The following is a 22,013-nucleotide window of genomic DNA, read 5'->3' on the forward strand; positions in this document are numbered from 1 at the left end:
GAAAATTTCTACCATTTTAAAGGAGAAAAAATGTTAAATAAAGAAAATAAATCAAAAAGTATAAAAACAATAATTTCAACAGGTTTTTCGATCACCGCAATTCTTACAACAATCGTTGCAGTTCCTATTGGACTAACAATTTTTGAGCGTTCATATAGTTCACAAATTTTTGGAAACGTTGATAAAAATGAAGTTGTCAATTTAAAAACTCAGTCTACCTTTAGCGAAGAAGATTTTATTAAAGCTCTTAATGAACTAAAGTTACATGACCAGTACAAAAATTTATCAGCAAAAACAGCACTTGCACTGGCTAAAAATCCTTCATATGCATTTAATTTTTTAAATGCATATGACTTTAGTCCAATAACTAAACATAATTTTCGGGTAGTTTTAGACATTGAAAAAGCAAGTCCTTCTGGCACTGAAGTAAAAAATGTTGTAGTTTATGCTCATTCAGATCAATTCAAACTTACTTATTCAAAACAGACTGATCTTAAAGGCTTTGGTCAAAGTGATAAGGCTGATGGTGATTTAGTTGGATTCCAAATTGATCTTGAAAAGTCAAAACTAGAACTAACAGGCACAAAAAATTCTAATTTAGTAGCTTCTGAAGTTGCTTTTAAATTGGACAATGACTTTCAAGCTTTTTACAAAAGAACACGTTCAAAATCACAAGCTTTTTCTGATGCTTTATTCCAAAATGGACTGGCTTATAATTTAGTTAATACTTTAGGTCTGCCTTCAATTTTGGAAAAAGGTTATGTTTTAGCACCAAAAACAGTTGAAAACCAAAAAGCTAAACAAGAAAAAATAGTTATGGTTGGCGATTCAGACACCAAAAGAGTTGATAGTCTAATGAAAGTTGAAAACTTAGTTTTCAAAAATCTTAATGATAATGCCGGAACTCTTTCAATTGCTTTTGAGCTAAAAGATCCAACTGGCAAACTTATCAAAGAATTTGACTTTCCAATTTTAGGAATTAAAAAATTAAGCGATGATGTAAAAACTGTCGAGCAAAAAATTCTTACACAATTTACCGATTTTGTTCAATTAAAACCACTAGTTCAAATTGCGCTTGTCAAAGATAATCTAAGTTTGGCCCAAATTGTCTACAAAACCGATAATAACCCCGTTAATCTCGCCACAGTCTTGAACAAAATTACGCAAAACTCACAACAAAATGGACGACAGAGCCAAGTTTCAACCCAACTTTTCCAAGATCCAGGGCAAAATTCACAACCTAATAATGCCAAAGTTGACATAAACCGCCAAGATTTAAGCGCGTTTTTCAATTTAAAGTCTGAAAAATTCCAAGTTCCTGGACTTGATGGTTATTATGTTAAAATTAATAATATTAAATTAGCAGAAAATTTAACCCAAGCGCAAAAAGATAAACTTGTACAAGAAAATAAAGTTTCTTTTGAGGTTGATTTTCAAATAGAAAAACAACTAAATATTGAAGCTCCTTACCTTGAAAGTGAATTTGTTAAGTCAAATTATCCAAAAGTTCTTGAATCTTCACTTGCAAGTTTAGGAAAAGGAAATGATTCTAAATTTGTTTTAGTTGACCTTGGTTCTTCAAAATCTAATGTTGAAGTTCAACTTGATTATGATGAAAATCAGCGAAAAGTTTTAAATGCTGTTTTAAAACAAAATTCAGAAGTTGACTTTACAAATTTAGACAAAATTGATCCTCAAGATCCAAAGTTTGCAAACTTTAATCCTCTAGCTAAAACTTTTGAATTCAAAGAAAATCCTAATGGTCCGAAATTAACTTTAGAATATGTTAAATCACTAGTTTCAGAAGTAGTTGAAGATGCCAAAAAACAAAAAACTTTTACCGAAGTAGCTAAAAAACTTTTCATTTTAGATTTAGGAATGGAGCCAGAAAGTGCCAGTGCTCTTCAAAAATATATAGATCTAAACAAACCAAGATTTGAACCAACTACAAAGAGTGATAGCGAAAAACCAGCAGAAGGTGAGAAAAAAACAGAAGAAGGAGCGGGCAAAGGATCCGAAGGTCAACCAGAAGGATCTCAACCACCAGCTGCAGCAGCTCCAACTCCAGGTGCTGCCGCCCCTGCCGCCGGTTCTGCTCCCGCAGCCGCTCCTTCCGGCGCTACCTCTACCTCTACCGGACCCCAAACAACCTCATCAACAACAACATTCCAAGATGATCCTGCTAAAACTAAAGATGATTCAACCACTAAAACTAAAACTGAAACAAATGAAGTTTCAACCTTTAAAGGTTTAGGTGTTGAACTTTGAGCATTTTTACAAAAATCTAATTATTCTGCACTTGGTCAAACTGATTATCAAGCAGAAGTAGTTACAAAATCTAATAGTCAAATTGATGTAATTCTTAGTTTTGGTCCAAAAACCGAAACAGAGCAAAAAGATTCAAATCCTAAAGCTATTTTCTCAATTACACAATTAGAAAATGATGCTGATTATGATGTCTTAAGAAGTTATAATCCAACTGTATTTTTTGATTTTCGTCAAAATCAAAAAACAGATGGAAGTGATAAAATTACAAAAATACAACCACTTAACCGTGGCGATGTAACAATTGATCTTGAAAAAGATGAAGAAAATGTTGCAACTAAAGACGGATTATTAGTAAAAAAAGCTGTTGAAATTAAAGAGGTTCCTACAACACCACAGGAAGCGGCAGCTGCAGAAGCAACAACAACTGCAACTACTGAAGCTTCCAAAAAACAAATTCTTGAATCTGGAGTAATATTCCTAGCTTTCCAACCGCGTAATATTAACAACGATAAAAAACATTATTTAATTGCATCTGAGGACGGTAAAGGTATTTTTATTAAAAAAACCAAATTAGGTGACGGAAAAACTGAGAAATTTGTTTTAGGGCTTGATGAAAATCCGGGCTACACTTCTAATGGAAGTACAAAAGTTGATTCAATCGTTGCTTTAATTTCCGGTGCTGATGGTGAAGCTGATACAAGACTCCAATTTAAAGAGCCAAGTTCAACTTCTAGTTCTGATGGTGGTTCAGGTAATGGGGCTACCGCTGAGGCAGAAAATATAGTTCAACTAATTTTTGGATTTGCTCCGCCAAATCCTTTCAGACAAACTAATGTAAATAAGGAAGAAGCCGATGACTTTGACTTTATTAAAGATGGAGATTTAATGTTCCTAACTTTAATAAAGAATCATAATAAATGGACAATTTGACTTACTTCATCGAAAGCAAAAAATCCTTACAGTCAAAGAATTTCTAGCTCCTTAGACCTAAGATTTTCACCGGTTGATCATGCTAAAAATCTAACCTGAACTCATTTAGGTCCTAGAGTTGAATCAACTTCAACAACAGGTGCATCTGGAGGATCTGGTGGAACTCAAACTCAAGCTGCCACAGCCCCAACTACCCCTCCAACACAAATCTTGTTCAAAGGTTTTGCCGTTTATGACTCACCTACTTTAGCAACAAATGTTGAAACAGTTTCAAACTTAAATAATCTTTTTATTAAAAAATTCATTAAATAATTTTTTAATAAAATAAATGACAAATAAAAAAGTAAACTTTTGTCCTTAAAAGTTTACTTTTTTGTATTAATAGTAATACTTTATATTAAAATATAAAATAAATATTATAATTATTCCCGAGTTTCCCAGTTTTAAGACAAAAATTCACTTTTTAGTGAATATAAATATGAAGAAACACCCGTAAATCGGTGTTTTTTTAATGTAAAACCTTAATTTTATAAGTAGCATTTGGTAGCATTTTAAGTAATTTTATGGTATAATTATAAATTATGAAAAAACAAAAATTAACTAAGTTGGTTTAGTATCGATGTTGCAAAAATTAAGACAAAGGGTTGAATTTAACACTTTAGATCAGCAAATTATATTTAAAAAACACGATGGTGTCCCTAGCGATCCAAACATTTGAAATAGATATGATTTTTACTTTGATATCTTAATAAATCACTAATAAAATTGTAACCAACTTTTACCAAAAAACTTAAAAAAGTCCCTAAAACCGGATACTTTTTTAAAATTACCTTATGAAACTGGGAAACTCGGGACAAATAAAAAAGTAAACTTTTGTCCTTAAAAGTTTACTTTTTTGTATTAATAGTAATACTTTATATTAAAATATAAAATAAATATTATAATTATTATATTATGCGAACAAATCCTTTTTATTCTGGAATTAGACTAATAGATCTTCCACAACCAGTTTTGATTAGTCTTTCTGTTATTTTCTTTGTTCTTGCGATAGTTTCAATTTCATTTCACAAATATACAAGAAAAAAAATTCAACAATACAAAGAACTTCAAATGGAAGATTGAAAAAGAGAAAATCCGGGCAAAAAACATTTTACTTATGAGCAAACAAAAATGTTTTTACCCGCTTGACAAAGAGCAAAATACAATGCCCATATTTTTTTGTGCGTAATTTTTGTTGTTGGCGGTTTTGTTTTTGCATTTGGCAACACCTTAACAACTTTATAAGTCTAATTTTATTATTTTTGTCTTTAAAATTATTTTTTCTTAGTTTTTCCCAAAAGCTGGCGGCGTTGACAATAAAATTTTTAATTTATTCACCCATCAAATATCAAAAAATCCTATAAATTCATAGGGTTTTTTTAATTTTTCAAAATAAAAAAAAGAAAAAAAATAAATTTAAAAATAAATTTTTCTTAAATGACTTTTCTTTTTGGTAAAATTATAGTCCATTTAATTTTAATTATTTAAATAGCTATTTAGAGGTGGGAAAAATGAGTCAAGAAAACAACAATTCAAAAATTAAACAAAAAAATGATTACTATAACCTTTCAGTTTCGCCTCTGGAATATGCCTATAACAATTTTTCGGGCAAAATGCGTTCAGTAAACTGAAATGTCATCAATGATCCTAAAGATTTAGAAGTTTGAACCCGTGTAGTTCAAAATTTCTGAATTCCAGAAAAAATCCCGCTTTCAAACGATTTAGAATCATGAAGAAGTCTGTCACCAGAATGACAACAACTTGTAACCCGAACTTTTACTGGCCTAACTTTGCTTGATACAATTCAGGCAACAATTGGTGATGTAGCCCAAATTGGTCATTCTCTGACCGATCACGAGCAAGTTATATATGCTAATTTTGCCTTTATGGTAGGAGTTCATGCTCGTTCTTATGGTTCGATTTTTTCAACCTTTTGTTCAAGTGAAGAAATTGAAGAGGCACACAATTGAGTAATAAATAATGAAAAATTACAAAAAAGAGCAAGAATTCTAATCCCTTTTTATGTTGGAAAAGATCCTTTAAAATCAAAAGTTGCTGCCGCACTAATGCCTGGTTTTCTACTTTATGGCGGTTTTTATCTTCCTTTTTACCTTTCTTCAAGATCAAAACTGCCAAATACTTCTGATATAATTCGTTTAATTTTACGCGACAAAGTGATCCACAATTATTATTCAGGCTATAAATATCAAAGAAAAGTTGAAAAATTAAGCCCTGAAAAACAAAAAGAAATGAAAGACTTTGTTTTTGATTTACTTTATAAATTAATTGACTTAGAAAAAGATTACTTATATGACTTATATTCTGAAGTTGGAATTGCTGAATCTGCAATAAAATTTAGTCTTTATAATGCTGGCAAATTTTTACAAAATTTAGGATATGACTCACCTTTTACAAAAGAAGAAACTGAAATTGAACCTGAAGTTTTTAGCCAATTATCAGCCCGGGCAGACGAGAATCATGATTTTTTCTCAGGAAATGGTTCTTCTTATGTAATGGCACTTGCTGAAGAAACTGAAGATGAAGACTGGGAGTTTTAAAATGGAAAATAACAAAAAACCCTACGAATTAGGCGATTATTCCAAACCTAAAGGCGAAATTTTTCTTGTTTATTTCTCTTCAATTTCTAATAATACTCACCGTTTTATTGAAAAACTTGGCTTTAAAAATCAAAGAATTCCAATTGATATTGACTCTCAAATTCAAGTCAATCAAGATTATGTACTTTTTTGTCCTACTTACAGCGGCGGAAAAGGTGAAACAAGCGGTTCGGTACCAAAACCGGTAATAAAATTTTTAAATAATGAACAAAACCGTAAATTTTGTAAAGGAGTTATTGCCTCTGGAAACACTAATTTTGGCGATACTTACGCTCTTGCTGGCCCGGTTTTGTCAAAAAAATTGAATGTCCCTTTTTTATATCACTTTGAGCTCTTAGGGACTTCTGATGATGTTATTAATGTTAAGACAATATTAAATAATTTTTGGGAAAAATAAATGAAAACACACGACAAAAATCACGCTTTTAGTTCCAGTAGTTCTGAAAGTTATATTAGCCTAAATGCAAAGGCCAAATTATTTTCAAAAAATCCAGATGCATATAAATTTGATATTTTAGCCGGGCAAAAATATATTAGTGAACATATTGAACCTCGCTTTAAAGTATTTAATTCGTTCAAAGACCGAATTAATTTTTTGCTTAGCCAAAATTATTATGACCCTAAAGTCATAAATCAATATTCATTTGAACAACTTGAGGAATTAAATCAAAAAGCTTGAAGTTACAATCATTTTTTCCCTTCATTTATGGGTGCTTTTAAATTTTATTCTTCATATGCCCTAAAATCTGATGATAATCTAACATATTTAGAACATTTTCCTGACCGGGCTTTGTTAAATAGTTTATTTTTGGCTAACGGAAATTTTGAAGATGCCAGAGAAATTCTTGAGCAAATAATGCTAGGCAGATTTCAACCAGCTACCCCAACTTTTTTAAATGCAGGAAAACTAAGAAGAGGAGAGTTTGTTTCTTGCTATTTAATTAGAGTTGAAGACAATATGGAATCAATTTCGCGGGCAATTACAACTTCTTTGCAACTTTCAAAGCGTGGTGGCGGAGTTAGTGTTTTGCTGACAAATTTACGTGAACTAGGGGCACCAATTAAAAACATTGAAAATCAAGCAACAGGTGTAATTCCTGTCATGAAAATACTTGAAGACTCCTTTTCGTATGCAAACCAACTTGGACAACGTCAAGGTGCCGGGGCTGTTTATTTAAATGTTCACCATCCAGATATTCTTTCTTTCCTTGATACAAAAAGGGAAAATGCTGATGAAAAAATCAGAATAAAATCGCTCTCGCTGGGCGTTATAATCCCAAATATAACACTAACACTGGCTAAAAACAACGAGCAAATGGCACTTTTTTCTGTTTATGACACCGAAAAGTTTTACAAAAAACCTTTTAGTGACATTTCAATCAGTCAAGAATACTACAAAATGTTAGATAACCCCAAAATTAAAAAAACCTTTATTTCAGCAAGGAAATTATTTCAAACAATTGCTGAATTACAATTTGAAAGCGGTTATCCTTATATTTTATTTGAAGACACTGTTAATGATGCAAATGCTCATCCTGATCGGGTTGTAATGTCAAATTTATGTTCAGAAATTACTCAACCTTCAACTCCAAGTTCTTATTTTCCTGACCTAAGTTTTAAAGAAATTGGCCAAGATATCTGTTGTAATTTAGGTTCGCTAAACATCGACAAAGCTATGGAATCAGGTAAAGATTTTCAAAAAATGGTTCACTATTCAATTATCGGACTTGATAGTGTCTCAAGAAATTCTGATCTTTCAGTTGCCCCTTCAATTCAAAAAGGAAATAATTTGAATCACGCAATTGGACTTGGAGCTATGAATTTACACGGTTTTTTAGCCAAAAACCAAATAATGTATGACTCAGAAGAAGCCCTTGACTTTACAAATATTTTCTTTTATTGTCTAGCTTTTTCGGCCTTTAAGTCTTCTTTAGAATTAGCAAAAAAATTCGCACCTTTTGCCGGTTTTGAAAAAACCACATTTGCCAGCGGCAAATATTTTGAAAAATACACAAAAGTTGAGCCTTCAACTTTTGTGCCAAAAACCGCTAGAATTCAGCAACTTTTTCAAGACTATCAAGTTGCAATTCCGACTCAAGAGGACTGAATTGAACTTGTAGAGCAAATTAAAACTCACGGAATTGCCAATTCACATTTAATGGCAATTGCTCCAACTGGGTCAATTTCTTATCTTAATTCTTGTACCCCTTCATTGCAGCCGGTTGTTGCCCCTGTTGAAGTTAGAAAAGAAGGAAAATTAGGACGAATTTATGTTCCTTCATACCAATTAGGACCAAAAACATATGACTTTTACCAAAAAGGAGCATACGAACTTGGACCAATTCCAATTATTAACATCGTTGCCGAAGCCCAAAAACACGTGGATCAGTCAATTTCAATGACATTATTTTTAACTGATAAGGCAACAACTCGCGATTTAAATAAAGCATATATTCATGCCTTTAAAAAAGGTTGCAAGTCAATTTATTATGTAAGAATTCGCCAAGACGTCCTTGAAGATTCAGAAAACTATGAATTTTGCGAGTCTTGTGCCGTTTAATTTTTCAAAATAAAATTATTTTGAAAAATTATTGTCTAATATTGATTTTTAATTCTTTCAAGATTTTTATTGTATTTTTCCAAATAAGCTTGAGTTACTTGATCAATATTTCAGTTCAAAATTTCAATAAAGCCAAGGAAATATTCAAACAAATTACCAAGAGTTTCTTTTTCCTTTTTAAGCAAAAAATCAGAGGCTAAAATAAAGACTTTTTTAAATTGTTCGTTAATATCTTTGTTTTGAACAAATTTTGTTTCAAAAACTTGTTGGCTCTCAAAATGAATTCCGGCTGAAACAAGAAAATGAATTGCATCAACAAATTCTTCGATAGTTTTATCAAAATTAGACTTTTTGTTAATTTTTCAATATTTAAAGCTTTCAATTTCATTTGCAAATTCAGCAATTTCAACTATCGCAGCAATTATTACCTTATCTTGCCATTGGTGATCAGCCTTTGTAATTAAATCATTACCATAACTATATTCAGCAAAAAGTTTATCTAAAATTTTTTGTTTTTCAAAAATTAGTTTTAAATCAACAATCATATTACTTCACACAAAAAAAATATATAATTAATAAATGTATAATTATATATTTTTTTATTAATTTTTCAAAGAAAAAAAATTATTTTGCTTTTTCCAGAGTTTCCTTGTTTGGTGGCAGAAATTCACTTTTTAGTGAATATAAATGTAAAAAAATGCCCGTAAATCCGGGTTTTTTACCTAAAGTCTTAATTTTTATTATTTTAAAATTAACATTTTGTAAAAAAATAAAAAAAATGTTTGGTCTAAAACAAAATTATGTTATAATAAGTCTCACTTAAGAATAATTAATAAATTTTGATATTGAATTAAGGGGGAATTATTATGTTTTTTGTCATAAAAAAATAAGATAGTGCGACTTTTCCATTATGTTTTTAAATATGATGGGATGCCTTAAATTTAACCGTTTAGAAATCTATAAATTTAAGGCTTTTGATTATGGCTCTTTCAAAACTTCACATATTTTTTTAGGCTCAATGTAAGTAAAAACGAGTTCTGTATTTACATTGAGTTTAAATAGTAGTTGTATTTTTTTTATGATTTTTATTGTTTTGTCCATAAATTGATTTTTGCCAGTGTTTTAAAATTGTAATTAACTTTTGTCAAAAAAGTGAAAAAAGCGCCCAAAATCGGACACTAAGTTAATATATTAATTTCAGACACATTCAAAAAAGGTGTGTCAAAATGAAACAATACAAATTCACAATTCAAGACAAATTTAAATACATCAAAATTGCCGAATCTAAAGGCTTAAAAAATGCAATTTTGGCTTTTGCAGAAGAATTTAGAGAAATTTACAAAAACAAATCTAAAAGTAAAAAAGCGGATAAAGAATGAATGTTGCATATATACGCTAATAATTTGATAAGAAATTGGCAAAAAAAGTTTTATAATAATGATATGAAAAGTTTAATTAGTACTCGTGGAAAAATCAAATCTCCACGCAAACCAAAAAAGAAATATACAATTAACGATCTTTCTGAAAACGATCGTGAAGTTTACCAAGAAATAATTGAAACTGTTCTTAGAAAATACGGGGTTGACCCCGGGATTATTCTTGAGGAGCTCAAAAAACGAAAACAAGAACAAGAAAAAGATAAAAACAAAATCGAAAATTCCACTAGAATTTGTAGCGTTTTTAAGGTTAATCGCACTTCTATTTATGAGAAAATTAGGGTGAAAAAACCACCAAAGAAAATGATTTATGATGAAGACTTACTTCAGTGAATTCGCGAAAATTTTATTTTAAATCGAAAGGTAAAAGGCCGAGACATCCTATATAATATTTACATAAATCAGGGAAATTATGTAAGCACGTACGTGTTTCAAAAACACTACGAATTTTTAGGATTAAAATCACTAGCTTATAAAAAGCAAGGAAAACCAGCACCAAAAGAGAAAAAGTTTACGCGAATTTGGACTGAAGATCATATCAAAGGTGAATTTAGCTCAGAAAATTTTGGTGAAAAATGGTTTGCTGATATTAAATTTATCAAAATTAACAACGAATGATTTTATCTACACTCAATTATTGAAACAAAATCCAATTACTTGCTCAATTTTTCAATTTCTAAAACAAGATTTTCAGAAGAAACTATAAACTTAGTAAAACAAACAATCAAAAAGTACAATATTAAACCAAAATTTTTCCATTCAGATCATGGCGTGGAATATGCGAACTACAAATTTGCTAATTTTTTAAAGCAAAATGGTATCCAACAATCAATGTCGCCAAAAGGTAATGCACTTGCAAACCGTCCTATTGAATATTTTTATGCGGTTTTTCAACGAGAATTGCTTAATATTGAGGGCGAAAATTTTGAAAATGTGGCTATTGCTTATCAAAAAATAAGTGAATTTATTGATTGGTATAACAATGAAAGGCCTCAAAGTTGCTTATCATATAAAACTCCAAGTTATTATATGAGGTAAATTATTTGTCCAAATTTTTAAAATGAACATGCTAGAAAAAATTAACAAAAGCGGTGTAATCAAAATCATAGGTAAAAAACTAATTGTCTGAGATTTTTCTACTTATTTAGCCCAAAATCGGACACTTTTTAAGATTGTCTCATCAAACTGGGAAAGTCGAGAAAAAAATTATTCCGCTTTTTTTGAATTATTTAAAATAGTTTTGCGAGCATTTTCAGGTAAAGATTTGCCATATTCAAAATAATGGCCAATTTCTTTAAAGGCATTTTTACTTATTTTTAATTTTTCAAATTCATCCGGTTCGAGACTTAATTTTATTGGCTGATTTTTCTCAATTTTTTCAACAAAATCAGGATCAGGCACAAACGCTGAAGAAATTCCGACAAAATCAGAAAATTGAATAGCTTCGACTGATTTTTCTAAGGAATTTATTGAACCACTAGCAATAACCGGGATTTTTCCTTGCAATTTTTCATAAACTACATCGGAAATTAACCGGTTAAAATTATTTGATTTTGACCGAACTTTGTCACGAAAAACGTCAAAACCCCAACCGGCAATTGCAAGGTAAGAAATTTTTATCCCTCTTTTTTCAATTAGATCTAAAAAATCTAGGAAATTTTCGACTGTGTAACCTAAATTATCGCCTCTTCGCTCCTCAGGAGTTGCCCGGTAACCTAGCAAAAAATTAGGATTTTTTGATTTTAAAATAGTTTTTTGTACCTTTTCTAATATTTCTACCAAAAATCGAGATCTATTTTCAATATTTTGACAGCCATATTTATCATTTCGCTTGTTAGTATAATGTGAGAAAAACTCTTGAGGTAATAATTTCTGGGCTGAAGAAATTTCAACCCCATCAAAACCAGCCTTAATTGCCCTTAGACAAGCATCTGCATATTGACTAACAATTTTTTGAATTTGCTTTTGTGTAAGTCGAAAAACCTTGTATTTTACAGGATAATTTCGCTTTTCAGCACTAGGTCCATAGCAAAAACCATCCTTTTCAATTTTTGAAACAGAGTGAGAACCAGCATGAATTAACTGTAAAATTGCGATGCTTCCCTTTGATTTTATTGCCTTTGCAAGTTTTGCTAGCCCTTCAATATCGCTGTCATTTTCGATACTATGACCATATTTGAACAAACTACCTGATTTACAAACGTAAACTCCACCTGTAATTGTCATTGGTGCACTATGGGCTCTTGCGCTAAAAAAATCTAAATCTGCTTGGCATACTTGGCCGTTTTCAGAAAGATTAAGATTAATTGGGCTAAAAACAAATCGGTTTTTTAATGTAAAATTACCAATTTGATACGGTTTAAAAAGTTTGTTTTTCATATTTAGTTTAAAAGTAAGTTACAAATTTCTTCTTCATCAACTTTTTGACTAAAATAATCATCTAATTTTGCATCTTTTAGCCGATTTAATAGTTGATCTTGAGTTAACTTTGTCCCAATTAAGAAATTTTCTAACTCTAAAAGTGATTTTTTCGGGAAAAAATCGCCTGAAATTTTAATTTTGCTAATTTTTCCTTCATCAATTTCTAAAGAAAATGTTATTGTTCCAGCTTTTGTTCTAATTGATCTGTTGAACGAATAATTTGGACTAAGTCCTCAAACAAAATCCCAATTTTTGTATTTTTCAGCAACCATTTTGTCAATTTGAACTCAATCACTATCAGTAAGTTCATATTTTTTAAATTTTTCTTCTGAATTTACTTTCAAAAATTCAGTCAAAAATAAGTCTTTCATTTCAAAAATTGAAAAATTTTGGTATTCTTCTGAAAGCTTATTTTTTAAATTAGTTACCCGTTGAGAAACAGATTTTATTCCTTTTGCTTCAATTTTTTTCTGGTTTGGAGTTAGAATTTTGCCAATAAAATCAAAATCTACATCATATAAAAGTGAAAAACCTGCATAAATTCTATCATTTACAAGCGACATTGCTGCCCCAGAAACTTTTTTTCCTTCAATTTGAAGGTCATTTTTTCCACTAAATTGCACATTTTTTATCCCTAAGTTTTGCAAAACCTTAATAACAGGGTCGTAAAATTGTGCATAATTTCCGAGTAAATTTTTATTTTTTTCATATGGGAATGAAAAACAAAAATTTACTCCATTTCTATCTAAATAAATTGCACCACCACCAGTGTCGCGTCTAACGACTTCAATATTTTTTTGCTTTAAAAGTTCAAGGTTAACTTCAACACTTGGATTTTGAAAATAACCAATTTGGACGTGTGGATCACAAATATAAGGAAAAACAATTGTTTCATCTAGTTTTAAGTTTTTAATTGCTCAATATTGAATTGCGAGCAAAATCGCACCATCAAAAACTCATTTTCCATTGCGTTTTGGTTCGATTAAGTACATTTTTATTCCTATTCTGTTATTTTTTGTAGAAGTAACTTAATATCCTCATGAAAAAAATAGGATTTTTCAAGAATATCCTTGTTAGTACGGTATTTTTTCTGATTTATAACTAGATATTTTGCATTTTTGAATTTTTTTGTCATCTCTTGAAATGGCAATTTAATTAATTGCGGGGTTGTAAATCCAACCCCTATTTCAAGAAAAACTAAGTTTTTATCTTTATTTTGTTCAATAAAATTATTGTAATTTGCTTTTTGGTTATCGAAGTTTTGATCTTCTACCATTCCTTTAAACGAAATTCTTTTGTTTATTTCTAAAAAGGCATTACATTCTGGGCATTTTGGTAATAAATTATAATCAACCTTCATATTTTTTTGATTTTCTACCATTTTTAGAATTAATTCATCATCTTGGTATAAAAAATTTTTACACATTTTTGAGCACTGCATTAAATTATATTTACCTTGGATGTAAAAAATTTTTTGATTGTCAAATCCTGATTTTTCAAAAAAACTATCAGAATTTGTGGTTATTATAAAAAAATTTTTATTTTCTAAAATTTTTTTCAAATTCAAAAAACTTTCTGATTCTTTAAGATCTAAAAAATTAACTTTCGCAAATCTACTATGAAAAGCTCAGTATGTTTCTCATGATCCAAAATCATAAAGCGAAGCTTGAAGCATATCTAAAAAATGGTATTTTTCGATAAAATCTTTAAAATTATCACTGAATTTTGATCCATAATAATTATTTCCATCTGCACTTGTTAGTCCTGAACCAACTCCAACAACAATTGCATCAGCTGAATCAAGGATTTTCTTGATTTTTATCGCTTGATCTAGGATACTAAAAGTCCTCAAGTTCATCAAATTCACTTTGGTCTATATCTTTTGCTTTAAAAAGTCAATTTTTGTCTGACTCATGCGAATTCAAAATTTTTGGATCCTTTTCAGCTAATTGATTTAGTTCAATAATTCTACATTTTAAGGGTGTTTTTATTGAAAAAACAGTTTTTGACGCTTCAATTTTAGCAACAACATCATCTTTTTCTAGTTGTTTTTTATTCGTAAATTTTAAAAATCCGATTGTTCCAAGATCATCTTGTAATTCGGCCGTTAAATAGATAGTAAAAATTTCATTTTTTTGTTCAATTATCAAGAAATTAGCAATTTTTTTCATAGCAATCCTCTTAAATTTTTTGTTAATATCTAAAATGATATTACCACAAAAAAGCAACTAATGGCAAAAAATCTATAAATATAAATAAATCAGTTCAAAAATTCGATAAATTAGTATATTAATTTCAAAAAAATCATGAATACAGAGTCAAATTGAAAGAATGGAGAATCACATTTAAAAACAAAATTATAAACACTCACTAATTTTTTATAAAATTATAAAAAATTATTGCAGATAAAATTAAAAATCAGCATGACTCTAATTAAATAATTTTTACTTTCTTAGCGAATTATAGGTTTTAATTAAAAAAATAATTTGGAGTGCAAAAAAATTTTACAAAAATGGTATAATAGTAAAAGAAGTATTTTAAAAAAAAAAAAAAAATATTGATAATTCATCATTATTTTTTTGGAAAGGTACATCCATGTTTATTTCAAAATTAAAAAAAATTTTAGGCTTCGCATTTATAGGTCTTATTCCTGTAACATTTTTTTCCTATAGTAGCGTCAACAACAACATAAATTTAACAAACGAAAAATCGCAACCTCAATTATTTTCATATTATTATGTACAAGATGAAAGAACTAAAGCAGAAGATATTTTAGGTGAAATTTATAGAATAAATCACAATGGAATATCTAAAGTTCCGACTTCATTACTCAATTTAAAAAACCTTAAGGTTGAAGATAGTCACAAAATCCGAATAACCGATCAAGGAGAATTAGAAATTCTTATTAGAGGTATTAAAAAAGTTGTATATAGGGGTGGATTATTTTGGCAAGATAAAGCTTCGTGAATAGGAAAAACGGAAATTAAGTACACCAAAACCAGAAACTTTTCTAATTATTATAATTCTAAACCAGACCGAATTCAATTAAATGCCCATGCTTGAATTTCTGGACTAGCTACCCCGTCTTTTGAAATAAATGGTAAGGTAGCTTATGCTACTAAAAAAAGAGAAGTAACTGCTGAAGTTGGTGGATCAGTAAGATTGGAATTTAATTCCTATGAATTAGTAGAAACTTTTGAAAAAAGCAACGCTGATAGACTAGTAATCAATTATCAAGGTGTTGGATGGAATTACAAAATATCAAGTTTTGGTCAATATGCAACCGGAGTAGTGATAGACGACTATGAATATACTTCAATCTCGACAAATAACCCGCTAATTCCCGACAAAAGTACACATTATAGAAGAGCCACCACATACCCACATTATATGGATAACACAAGCAAATTTTAATAATGATAAAAATAGAAAATTTAACTAAAAAAATTGATAATAAATCTATTTTTAATAATTTAAATCTCAAAATTCCTTCAAACAAAATTACATTTGTAATTGGAAAATCTGGAATTGGTAAATCCACACTAATTAATTTAATTGCCGGTTTTACAAAAAAAGATAGTGGAAACATTTCTTTTTTTGATGAAAATGGTTCTGAAATTAAAAAACCATTAGTTGATGTTGTTTTTCAAGATTTTAATTTAATTGAGTCATTAAGCATAAAAAATAATATTTTAATAGCAAATCACATTTTGAATCGCGAATTAGATGATTCAGAAATACAGCAAGCTGCGAATTCTATCGGTATTGAAACCAACAAATTAGATCAGATAGCGAAAAACTTATCAGGTGGCGAAAAACAACGCGCTGCATTTTTAAGAAGTTTATCAAGAAAAAGTGATTTTATTTTGCTTGACGAACCAACTGGAAATTTGGACCATGAAAATTCCATTGCCTTACTTGATTTGTTAGTTAAAGCTTCTGAAAGTAAAACAATTTTAATTGTTAGTCATGATTTAGAATTAGCAAACCAATATGCCGATCAAATTATTAATTTAGAAAATTTATCCGTTAATGTTATAGAAAATAACAAACAAATTAATGTTGAATCAAAAAATAAACACTCTAACATGATATCAAACCAGGTCTATAAAAAACCTGGTTTCTTACAAAAATTTAAAGTAGCTTTATTGCTAGTGCTTGCGGATTTTAAGTCAAAAATTACGAGTTTTATTTTAGTTTTAGTAACATTTTTTGCTTTAATTTTTAGCATGGTTATTTTCATGAACTTACATTTTTCAGCAAAAAATATATCCATTGAAACGGTTACCCAATCAAATTTTGACACTATTAGAATTGCCGAAAAGGATATTATTTCTTTAGCCCCTGAAGAAATTGACCAACTTAAAAAGGATAATCCCAAAATAAAACACACTAGTTTAGTATATAGTAGCCTTGATAATTTTACATTTATTTATAATGGTAACGTTTCTCTTGAGAATCGTTCTATTTGACCAACTGATGAATCAGATTTTTTTAAAAACAGATTTAGTTCATTTAGTAAAGATGGAAATTTTAGTAACAGGTTTATTACCAATCCAAATGAGGTTGTCCTCTCACAAAAATTAATTGATGAATTAAAAATTGATAATCCAATTGGAAAAACAATTAAAATTATTAACGTTAATCCATTAATTTTAAAGCAAAAATTTGAAGATTTAGATCGATTTTCTGAATCAGCAACAATTGTGGGAATTTTAGATAAGCCTTTTGATGATGGTGCTAATTTTTCGCTCGTTCACACAGATAAATTAAAGTCAGTTTATCAAAAATCAAAACAAAATGGAAAAGAAAGCAAGTTTGATGAATTTGAGTTTTTACCTGATGATTATTTTTCATTAGACTTTGAAAAGTATGTTTTTAGTCGACCATCAACCGTAGAAACTGAGGAAACACTTGTAAAACCCAATAAAATACATAAGTCTTTCTACGAGAATTCAAATCAAGTTAATTCAATAAACTTGAAAAAAGGTACGTTGCCTAAAAATTTTAATGAAATAGCAGTCAGCTCGAATATAACTGATAAAACAGGAAAACTTTTAAAAATTACTAATAAGAAAAACATTTTAATTTTTAAAGTTGTTGGAGTTTTTGATCCTGAAAAAGATGATGAAAATATCGCTATTTTTAACAATAATATTGAAAAATATTCTGGCGAATTACTTCCAATAAGTGCTTTGATTTATTTTGATCATGATAATTTATATAATAATATTAATGATTTTTTAAATAAATATGGCAAACTGGGAGTTAGTCGTTATTACTCGACATCTGGCGGTCCGGATGAAATTCTAAATGAGATAATTTCCTCTCAATATGTTTTGTTATTAATTATTTTTGTGTCAATAATAATTTTTGGAATAAGTTTGTTAATTTTTGTGTCATTATATGCAACAAATCTTTCTAAATTCAAGAAAAAATCAATTGGTATTCTAAAGTCTCTTGGTGGCAAAACATCACAAATTTTCTTGTATCATTGATTAAATTTGGTAATACTTTCTGCTTTTGTTTTTGTTTTGGGTATTATATTTTCAATTTCTTTTGTGCCTTTGATTTATGGTGCAATTTCAAATCAAAATTCAATTTTTCCTGATTATCAGCAAATTAGCGTTATTTTTATAATTATCTGGCTTGGTAGTTTCACTATTTTATCAATCATATATTCATTAATTTCTTATATAACTTATAAAAAAGATATTGTGACATTATTAAAATAATTTTTAAAAATTATTAAAATTATATTTTTTACCAAAAGTCTTAATTTTATAATGATAAATAAAAAGAATACACCAAACTTGGAGTAAAATGATAAAAATTGAGAATTTAACGAAAAAGATTGATAACAAAACCATCTTTGATAATCTAAATCTTGATATTCCTTCAAGAAAAATAACGTTTATAATTGGTAAATCAGGAATTGGTAAAACAACTCTTATTAATTTAATTGCCGGTTTTACTAAAAAAGACAGTGGAAAAATTTCTTTTTTGGATGAAAATGGTTCTGAAATTAAAAAACCATTAGTTGATGTTGTTTTTCAGGACTTCAATTTAATAACTAATATTTCATCAGAAAATAATATTTTAATTGCAAATAATGTAATAAATAGAGTTTTAGACCCAAAAGAATTGGAACAACAAGCTAAATATGTGTCAATTGAAGCTCAGCAATTAAAGCAAAATGCAAACAATTTATCTGGTGGCGAAAAACAAAGAATAGCAATTCTCCGTTCGCTTTCAAGAGATAGTGATTTTATTTTGCTTGACGAACCAACTGGGAATCTTGATGTTGAAAATGGTATTTCTGTATTTGAAAATCTAAAAAATATTGCAAAAAATAAAACAATATTAGTGGTCAGTCACAATTTAGAATTTGCAAAAAAATATGCTGACAAGATCATTCGTATTGAAAAAGGAAAAATTTCCGAAGAAAATATTGACAAAAGTGAGCAAAATTTAGCAATTAATGATGAAAAAAGTACTCAGTTAGTTTCATTTAAGAGTTCTTCTTATTCAAAAATTGCAAAAATTAAGCAAGAATTAAAAACAGGTTTATTGCTTACTCTGGCAGATTATAAATCAAAAATAGTTTCAACCATTTTATTTGTAATACTTTTTCTAACAAGTTTTTTTGGGACATTATTATTTGGTGTTTTAAATTTAAATATTTCCACTTCTAATTCTCTTAAAGTTAATGAATTGCAACTTGATTCTGTTTTAATTAGCAAAAAATCAGAAAGAGATGTGACGACCTTCACAGATAATGACATTAATAATCTCAGAGAAAAAAATAAAACAATAAAAAAAATTATTCCTTTCTTTACTTTCCCATCATTAGCTTTTGAATATAATGACAAAAGAAAGCTTGGAGCACCTATTGATTACATTGATGAAAGTGAATTTTTTAAAAATAGGTTCAATTTTGATCAAAAAAATTTAATAGGAAGAAACATTGAAAAATTAGATGAAGTTATAATTTCAAAAGAAGTAGCTACAGAATTTGGTATCAAAGAGCCAAAAGAACAAGAAATTGCTGTTTTAACTGGTGCCAAAGATAAGAAAACATTAAAAGTTGTCGGAATAAATAATTTAGTTAATGCAAAAAAATTAAACTTAACTTTTTTGCATCATAAATTCGGCGAAGATATCGAATTTCAGAAAAGCAAAAACAGGGAACCAGACAATTCACAAACCAGTCAAACCAAAAAAATAGAACCAATTATTTTAAGATTATATTTTGAAAATGATAATTTGGAAAATAATATTGATAATTTTATTGAGAATAATAAAGAGTATGCAATTGACTCTTCATTAAAAGGTGTAACAAAATTAACTTATGATTTACAAAATTTTATAAATTTAATTGTTGGAGCAATTTTAATTGTTTTTATAGCAATTCTATTAATACAAACGATTTTTTATACAAAAAATCTAACTGATTCAAAAGTAAAATTAATTGGAATCCTAAAAGCCCTTCGCGCTAAGACATGGCAGATTTTTCTTTACCATTGATTAAATATAATTATAATTTCATTTCTAATTTTAGTCATTAACTTATCAGTGTCTCTCCCCCTAATTCCAAAAATTTACATTCGAATACTCGGTGAAGATGCCATATATCCTTCGACTTCACAAATAGTAATGTTAATTTTCATAACATGAATAGCAATGTTTTTTATAATTTCGTTTATTTACTTATTGATTTCATGGATTAATTATAGAAAACCTGTCACAAAATTGTTAAAATTCGATCAATTTTAACGATCATTTTTTAAAAATAGATAATTTACTACCAAATATTTTTCAAAATATTTGGTATTTTATTTTTTAGCACCCTGACAGACATCGCCAAAAATGGAATATTTTAACATAAGACCTAATTTTGCTGAGACAAATCAAAAAAGTGCTGAATTTTTTAAATCAATATACTAAGTTAAACAAAAATTTGCCCAATTTTTTTTAGTTTTATTCTGTTTCCATCGCCTTAATAGCTGAAAAATGGTAAAATATTACAAAATACAACTAAAAAGGCCTAAAATATGAATCAAAATAACCTCTTAGAAAAATATAAAAAGCAAATTGAGGAAATTTCCTCAAAAGAGCTAAATTCAGACCAAAAAAATTTAGCAATTCAAATTTTAGAAAAATTTGAACCAAATAAACTTGAATATGTTTTTCAGTTTATTTCTCAACGAATCAAAACTGGCTTTCGTTTTGATACAGCTCCTGAATCTGATTCAGATTTAGTTGCAATTTTACAAAAAAATGAAGATTTATCTTTTGTTTTAGACAAAAGTCAATCTGAAGAAAACACCTTAATAATAGGCGAAAATTATGATGCTCTTAAAAATCTTGTAGTTCTCGAGAGAGAGAGAGAGAGAGAGAGAGAGACCGCCGCTGGCTATGATGTAATTTATATTGATCCACCTTATAATACCCAGGCTAGTTTTGACGATGGTAATCAGGTTGCAAATGATAAAGAAAATATTTTACCTTCTAAATTTATTTATCGAGATAAGTACTCTCGAAATGGTTGACTAAACTTATTAAATGAGAGACTAAATTTAGCCAAAAAACTTTTAAAAGAGGACGGTATAATTTTTATTTCAATTGATGATAATCAGCAAGCTTATCTAAAAGTTTTAATGGACGAAATTTTTGGTGAGGAAAATTTTGTTGCTAATTTGGTTTGACAAAAGAAAAATGCTGGTAGTGGTGACGATAGTAAATATTTAAAAATATTGACTGAATACATACTGCTTTATAGTAAAAATATTGGTGAATTAACTATTAATACCATTGCAAAAGACACAAATACAAAAGCTTATAAATTTGAAGATGAACATTTAGCAAAAAGAGGAAAATATTCGTTAAACCAATTAGATCGTGCCTCTTTATCTTGATCTAAAAATCTTGACTATGAGTTTGAGCATGAAGGTAAAGTTTATTACCCGGGTGGCAGTAAAGAAAAATGATTAATTCGCCAAAGTGGTAAACATGCTGAAAAAGACTGGCGATGAAGATGAAGCTATAATAAATTAATTGAAGGCATTAAAAATGATTATATTGTTTTTAAAAACAATAAAATTTATTCAAAACAATACCAATTTGTTGATAATTCTGATAATGAAATTGAGCGCCAAGACAAATTTAATAATTTAATAATAGATTCAAACAAACAAGGAACCCAAGGAACCGCAATTCTAAAAAGTATTTTTGATGGGTTTAAAATTTTTGATCATCCTAAACCTACGAATTTATTAAAGCATATTATAAATATGCATCCCAATAAAAATGCAAGAGTTCTTGATTTTTTTGCCGGCAGTGGAACAACTGGTCACGCCGTTTGAGATTTAAACCGTCAAGATGGTGGAAAACGAACCTTTACTTTGATAACCAATAATCAAAATAATATCGCAACTGATGTAACATATGAACGACTTTTTAGAATTTCAAATGGAAAAGGATCGCAAAATCAAGAATTTGACTGAGCCAAAAAAAACAAACCTTATTTGCAAAACCTGAAAGTTTTTGACATTTCTTATTACAATACTCAAATTTTTGGTTCAGAAAAAGGACTTGATGATTTGGTTGATTCGCTTTTAAAACTTTTTAAAGATTTTGATATTAAAGTTGCCTCAAATCATAAAGATGCTAAAAATACCAAGTATATTGAACTTTTAAATCATCTTTTAGCACTTAAACCACAAGAAAAGGATTCATAAA

Annotated in this window: 16 protein-coding genes; 11 read left to right on the forward strand and 5 right to left on the reverse strand. The window is 28.7% G+C overall.

Features of this window, described 5'->3' with window-relative positions; all coding sequences use genetic code 4:
• The first annotated feature begins 30 nt into the window (after positions 1–30).
• The 6 genes from V3249_RS00770 to nrdE all read left to right on the forward strand — a co-directional run bounded on the left by V3249_RS00770 (position 31) and on the right by nrdE (position 8,415).
• Positions 31–3,510, forward strand: coding sequence for a P110/LppT family adhesin N-terminal domain (locus V3249_RS00770; protein WP_341517583.1), 3,480 nt, complete (start codon positions 31–33; stop codon positions 3,508–3,510).
• Between the two features lie 307 nt (positions 3,511–3,817).
• Positions 3,818–3,958, forward strand: a complete 141-nt coding sequence (locus tag V3249_RS00775) for a hypothetical protein (RefSeq protein WP_252263094.1) — start codon at positions 3,818–3,820, stop codon at positions 3,956–3,958.
• Positions 3,959–4,152: 194 nt separating this feature from the next.
• On the forward strand, positions 4,153–4,482 hold the full coding sequence (locus tag V3249_RS00780) for a hypothetical protein (RefSeq protein ID WP_157356312.1): 330 nt from the start codon (positions 4,153–4,155) through the stop codon (positions 4,480–4,482).
• A 266-nt stretch (positions 4,483–4,748) separates the two neighbouring features.
• Positions 4,749–5,795: a class 1b ribonucleoside-diphosphate reductase subunit beta gene (nrdF, locus tag V3249_RS00785; protein WP_075949642.1), complete on the forward strand. Its 1,047-nt coding sequence runs from the start codon at positions 4,749–4,751 to the stop codon at positions 5,793–5,795.
• A 1-nt stretch (position 5,796) separates the two neighbouring features.
• A complete protein-coding gene (nrdI, locus tag V3249_RS00790; protein WP_044284398.1) occupies positions 5,797–6,252 on the forward strand; it encodes a class Ib ribonucleoside-diphosphate reductase assembly flavoprotein NrdI in 456 nt (151 codons plus the stop codon).
• Positions 6,253–8,415: a class 1b ribonucleoside-diphosphate reductase subunit alpha gene (gene nrdE / locus V3249_RS00795; protein ID WP_341517584.1), complete on the forward strand. Its 2,163-nt coding sequence runs from the start codon at positions 6,253–6,255 to the stop codon at positions 8,413–8,415. It abuts the gene before it with no gap.
• A gap of 35 nt (positions 8,416–8,450) precedes the next feature.
• Here the strand turns inward: nrdE and V3249_RS00800 are convergent, their stop codons facing one another.
• Complete coding sequence (locus tag V3249_RS00800) at positions 8,451–8,960, reverse strand: dUTP diphosphatase (protein ID WP_341517585.1); 510 nt, start codon at positions 8,958–8,960, stop codon at positions 8,451–8,453.
• Between the two features lie 681 nt (positions 8,961–9,641).
• On the opposite strand from V3249_RS00800, the gene V3249_RS00805 reads away from it, so the two are divergent.
• Positions 9,642–10,889: an IS3 family transposase gene (locus V3249_RS00805; RefSeq protein WP_341517586.1), complete on the forward strand. Its 1,248-nt coding sequence runs from the start codon at positions 9,642–9,644 to the stop codon at positions 10,887–10,889.
• 168 nt (positions 10,890–11,057) lie between these two features.
• Here V3249_RS00805 and V3249_RS00810 read toward each other — a convergent pair whose 3' ends face one another.
• From V3249_RS00810 to V3249_RS00825, 4 genes are read right to left on the reverse strand one after another with little or no spacing between them, the layout of a single operon-like run.
• Positions 11,058–12,230, reverse strand: a complete 1,173-nt coding sequence (locus V3249_RS00810; RefSeq protein ID WP_337903780.1) for an NADH-dependent flavin oxidoreductase — start codon at positions 12,228–12,230, stop codon at positions 11,058–11,060.
• Between the two features lie 2 nt (positions 12,231–12,232).
• On the reverse strand, positions 12,233–13,264 hold the full coding sequence (locus V3249_RS00815; RefSeq protein WP_337896228.1) for a lipoate--protein ligase: 1,032 nt from the start codon (positions 13,262–13,264) through the stop codon (positions 12,233–12,235).
• A gap of 8 nt (positions 13,265–13,272) precedes the next feature.
• Positions 13,273–14,130, reverse strand: coding sequence for a deacetylase SIR2 (locus V3249_RS00820; protein WP_337902641.1), 858 nt, complete (start codon positions 14,128–14,130; stop codon positions 13,273–13,275).
• The gene (locus V3249_RS00825; RefSeq protein ID WP_010321305.1) at positions 14,111–14,443 is read right to left on the reverse strand and encodes a glycine cleavage system protein H; all 333 of its coding nucleotides are present in this window, start codon (positions 14,441–14,443) and stop codon (positions 14,111–14,113) included. Before V3249_RS00825 ends, V3249_RS00820 begins: the two co-directional genes overlap by 20 nt.
• A gap of 424 nt (positions 14,444–14,867) precedes the next feature.
• Between V3249_RS00825 and V3249_RS00830 the strand changes: the two genes are divergently transcribed.
• The 4 genes from V3249_RS00830 to V3249_RS00845 all read left to right on the forward strand — a co-directional run bounded on the left by V3249_RS00830 (position 14,868) and on the right by V3249_RS00845 (position 22,012).
• Entirely contained in the window at positions 14,868–15,686 is an 819-nt protein-coding gene (locus tag V3249_RS00830; protein ID WP_303465590.1) for a hypothetical protein, read from the forward strand.
• A gap of 2 nt (positions 15,687–15,688) precedes the next feature.
• On the forward strand, positions 15,689–18,007 hold the full coding sequence (locus V3249_RS00835; protein WP_303535643.1) for an ATP-binding cassette domain-containing protein: 2,319 nt from the start codon (positions 15,689–15,691) through the stop codon (positions 18,005–18,007).
• Positions 18,008–18,095: 88 nt separating this feature from the next.
• Positions 18,096–20,048, forward strand: coding sequence for an ATP-binding cassette domain-containing protein (locus V3249_RS00840; protein ID WP_303465593.1), 1,953 nt, complete (start codon positions 18,096–18,098; stop codon positions 20,046–20,048).
• A gap of 278 nt (positions 20,049–20,326) precedes the next feature.
• Positions 20,327–22,012, forward strand: coding sequence for a site-specific DNA-methyltransferase (locus V3249_RS00845; RefSeq protein ID WP_341517587.1), 1,686 nt, complete (start codon positions 20,327–20,329; stop codon positions 22,010–22,012).
• Position 22,013 lies beyond the last annotated feature (1 nt).

This window comes from Mesomycoplasma ovipneumoniae, from assembly GCF_038095995.1.
GTDB lineage: Bacteria > Bacillota_I > Bacilli_A > Mycoplasmatales > Metamycoplasmataceae > Mesomycoplasma > Mesomycoplasma ovipneumoniae_F.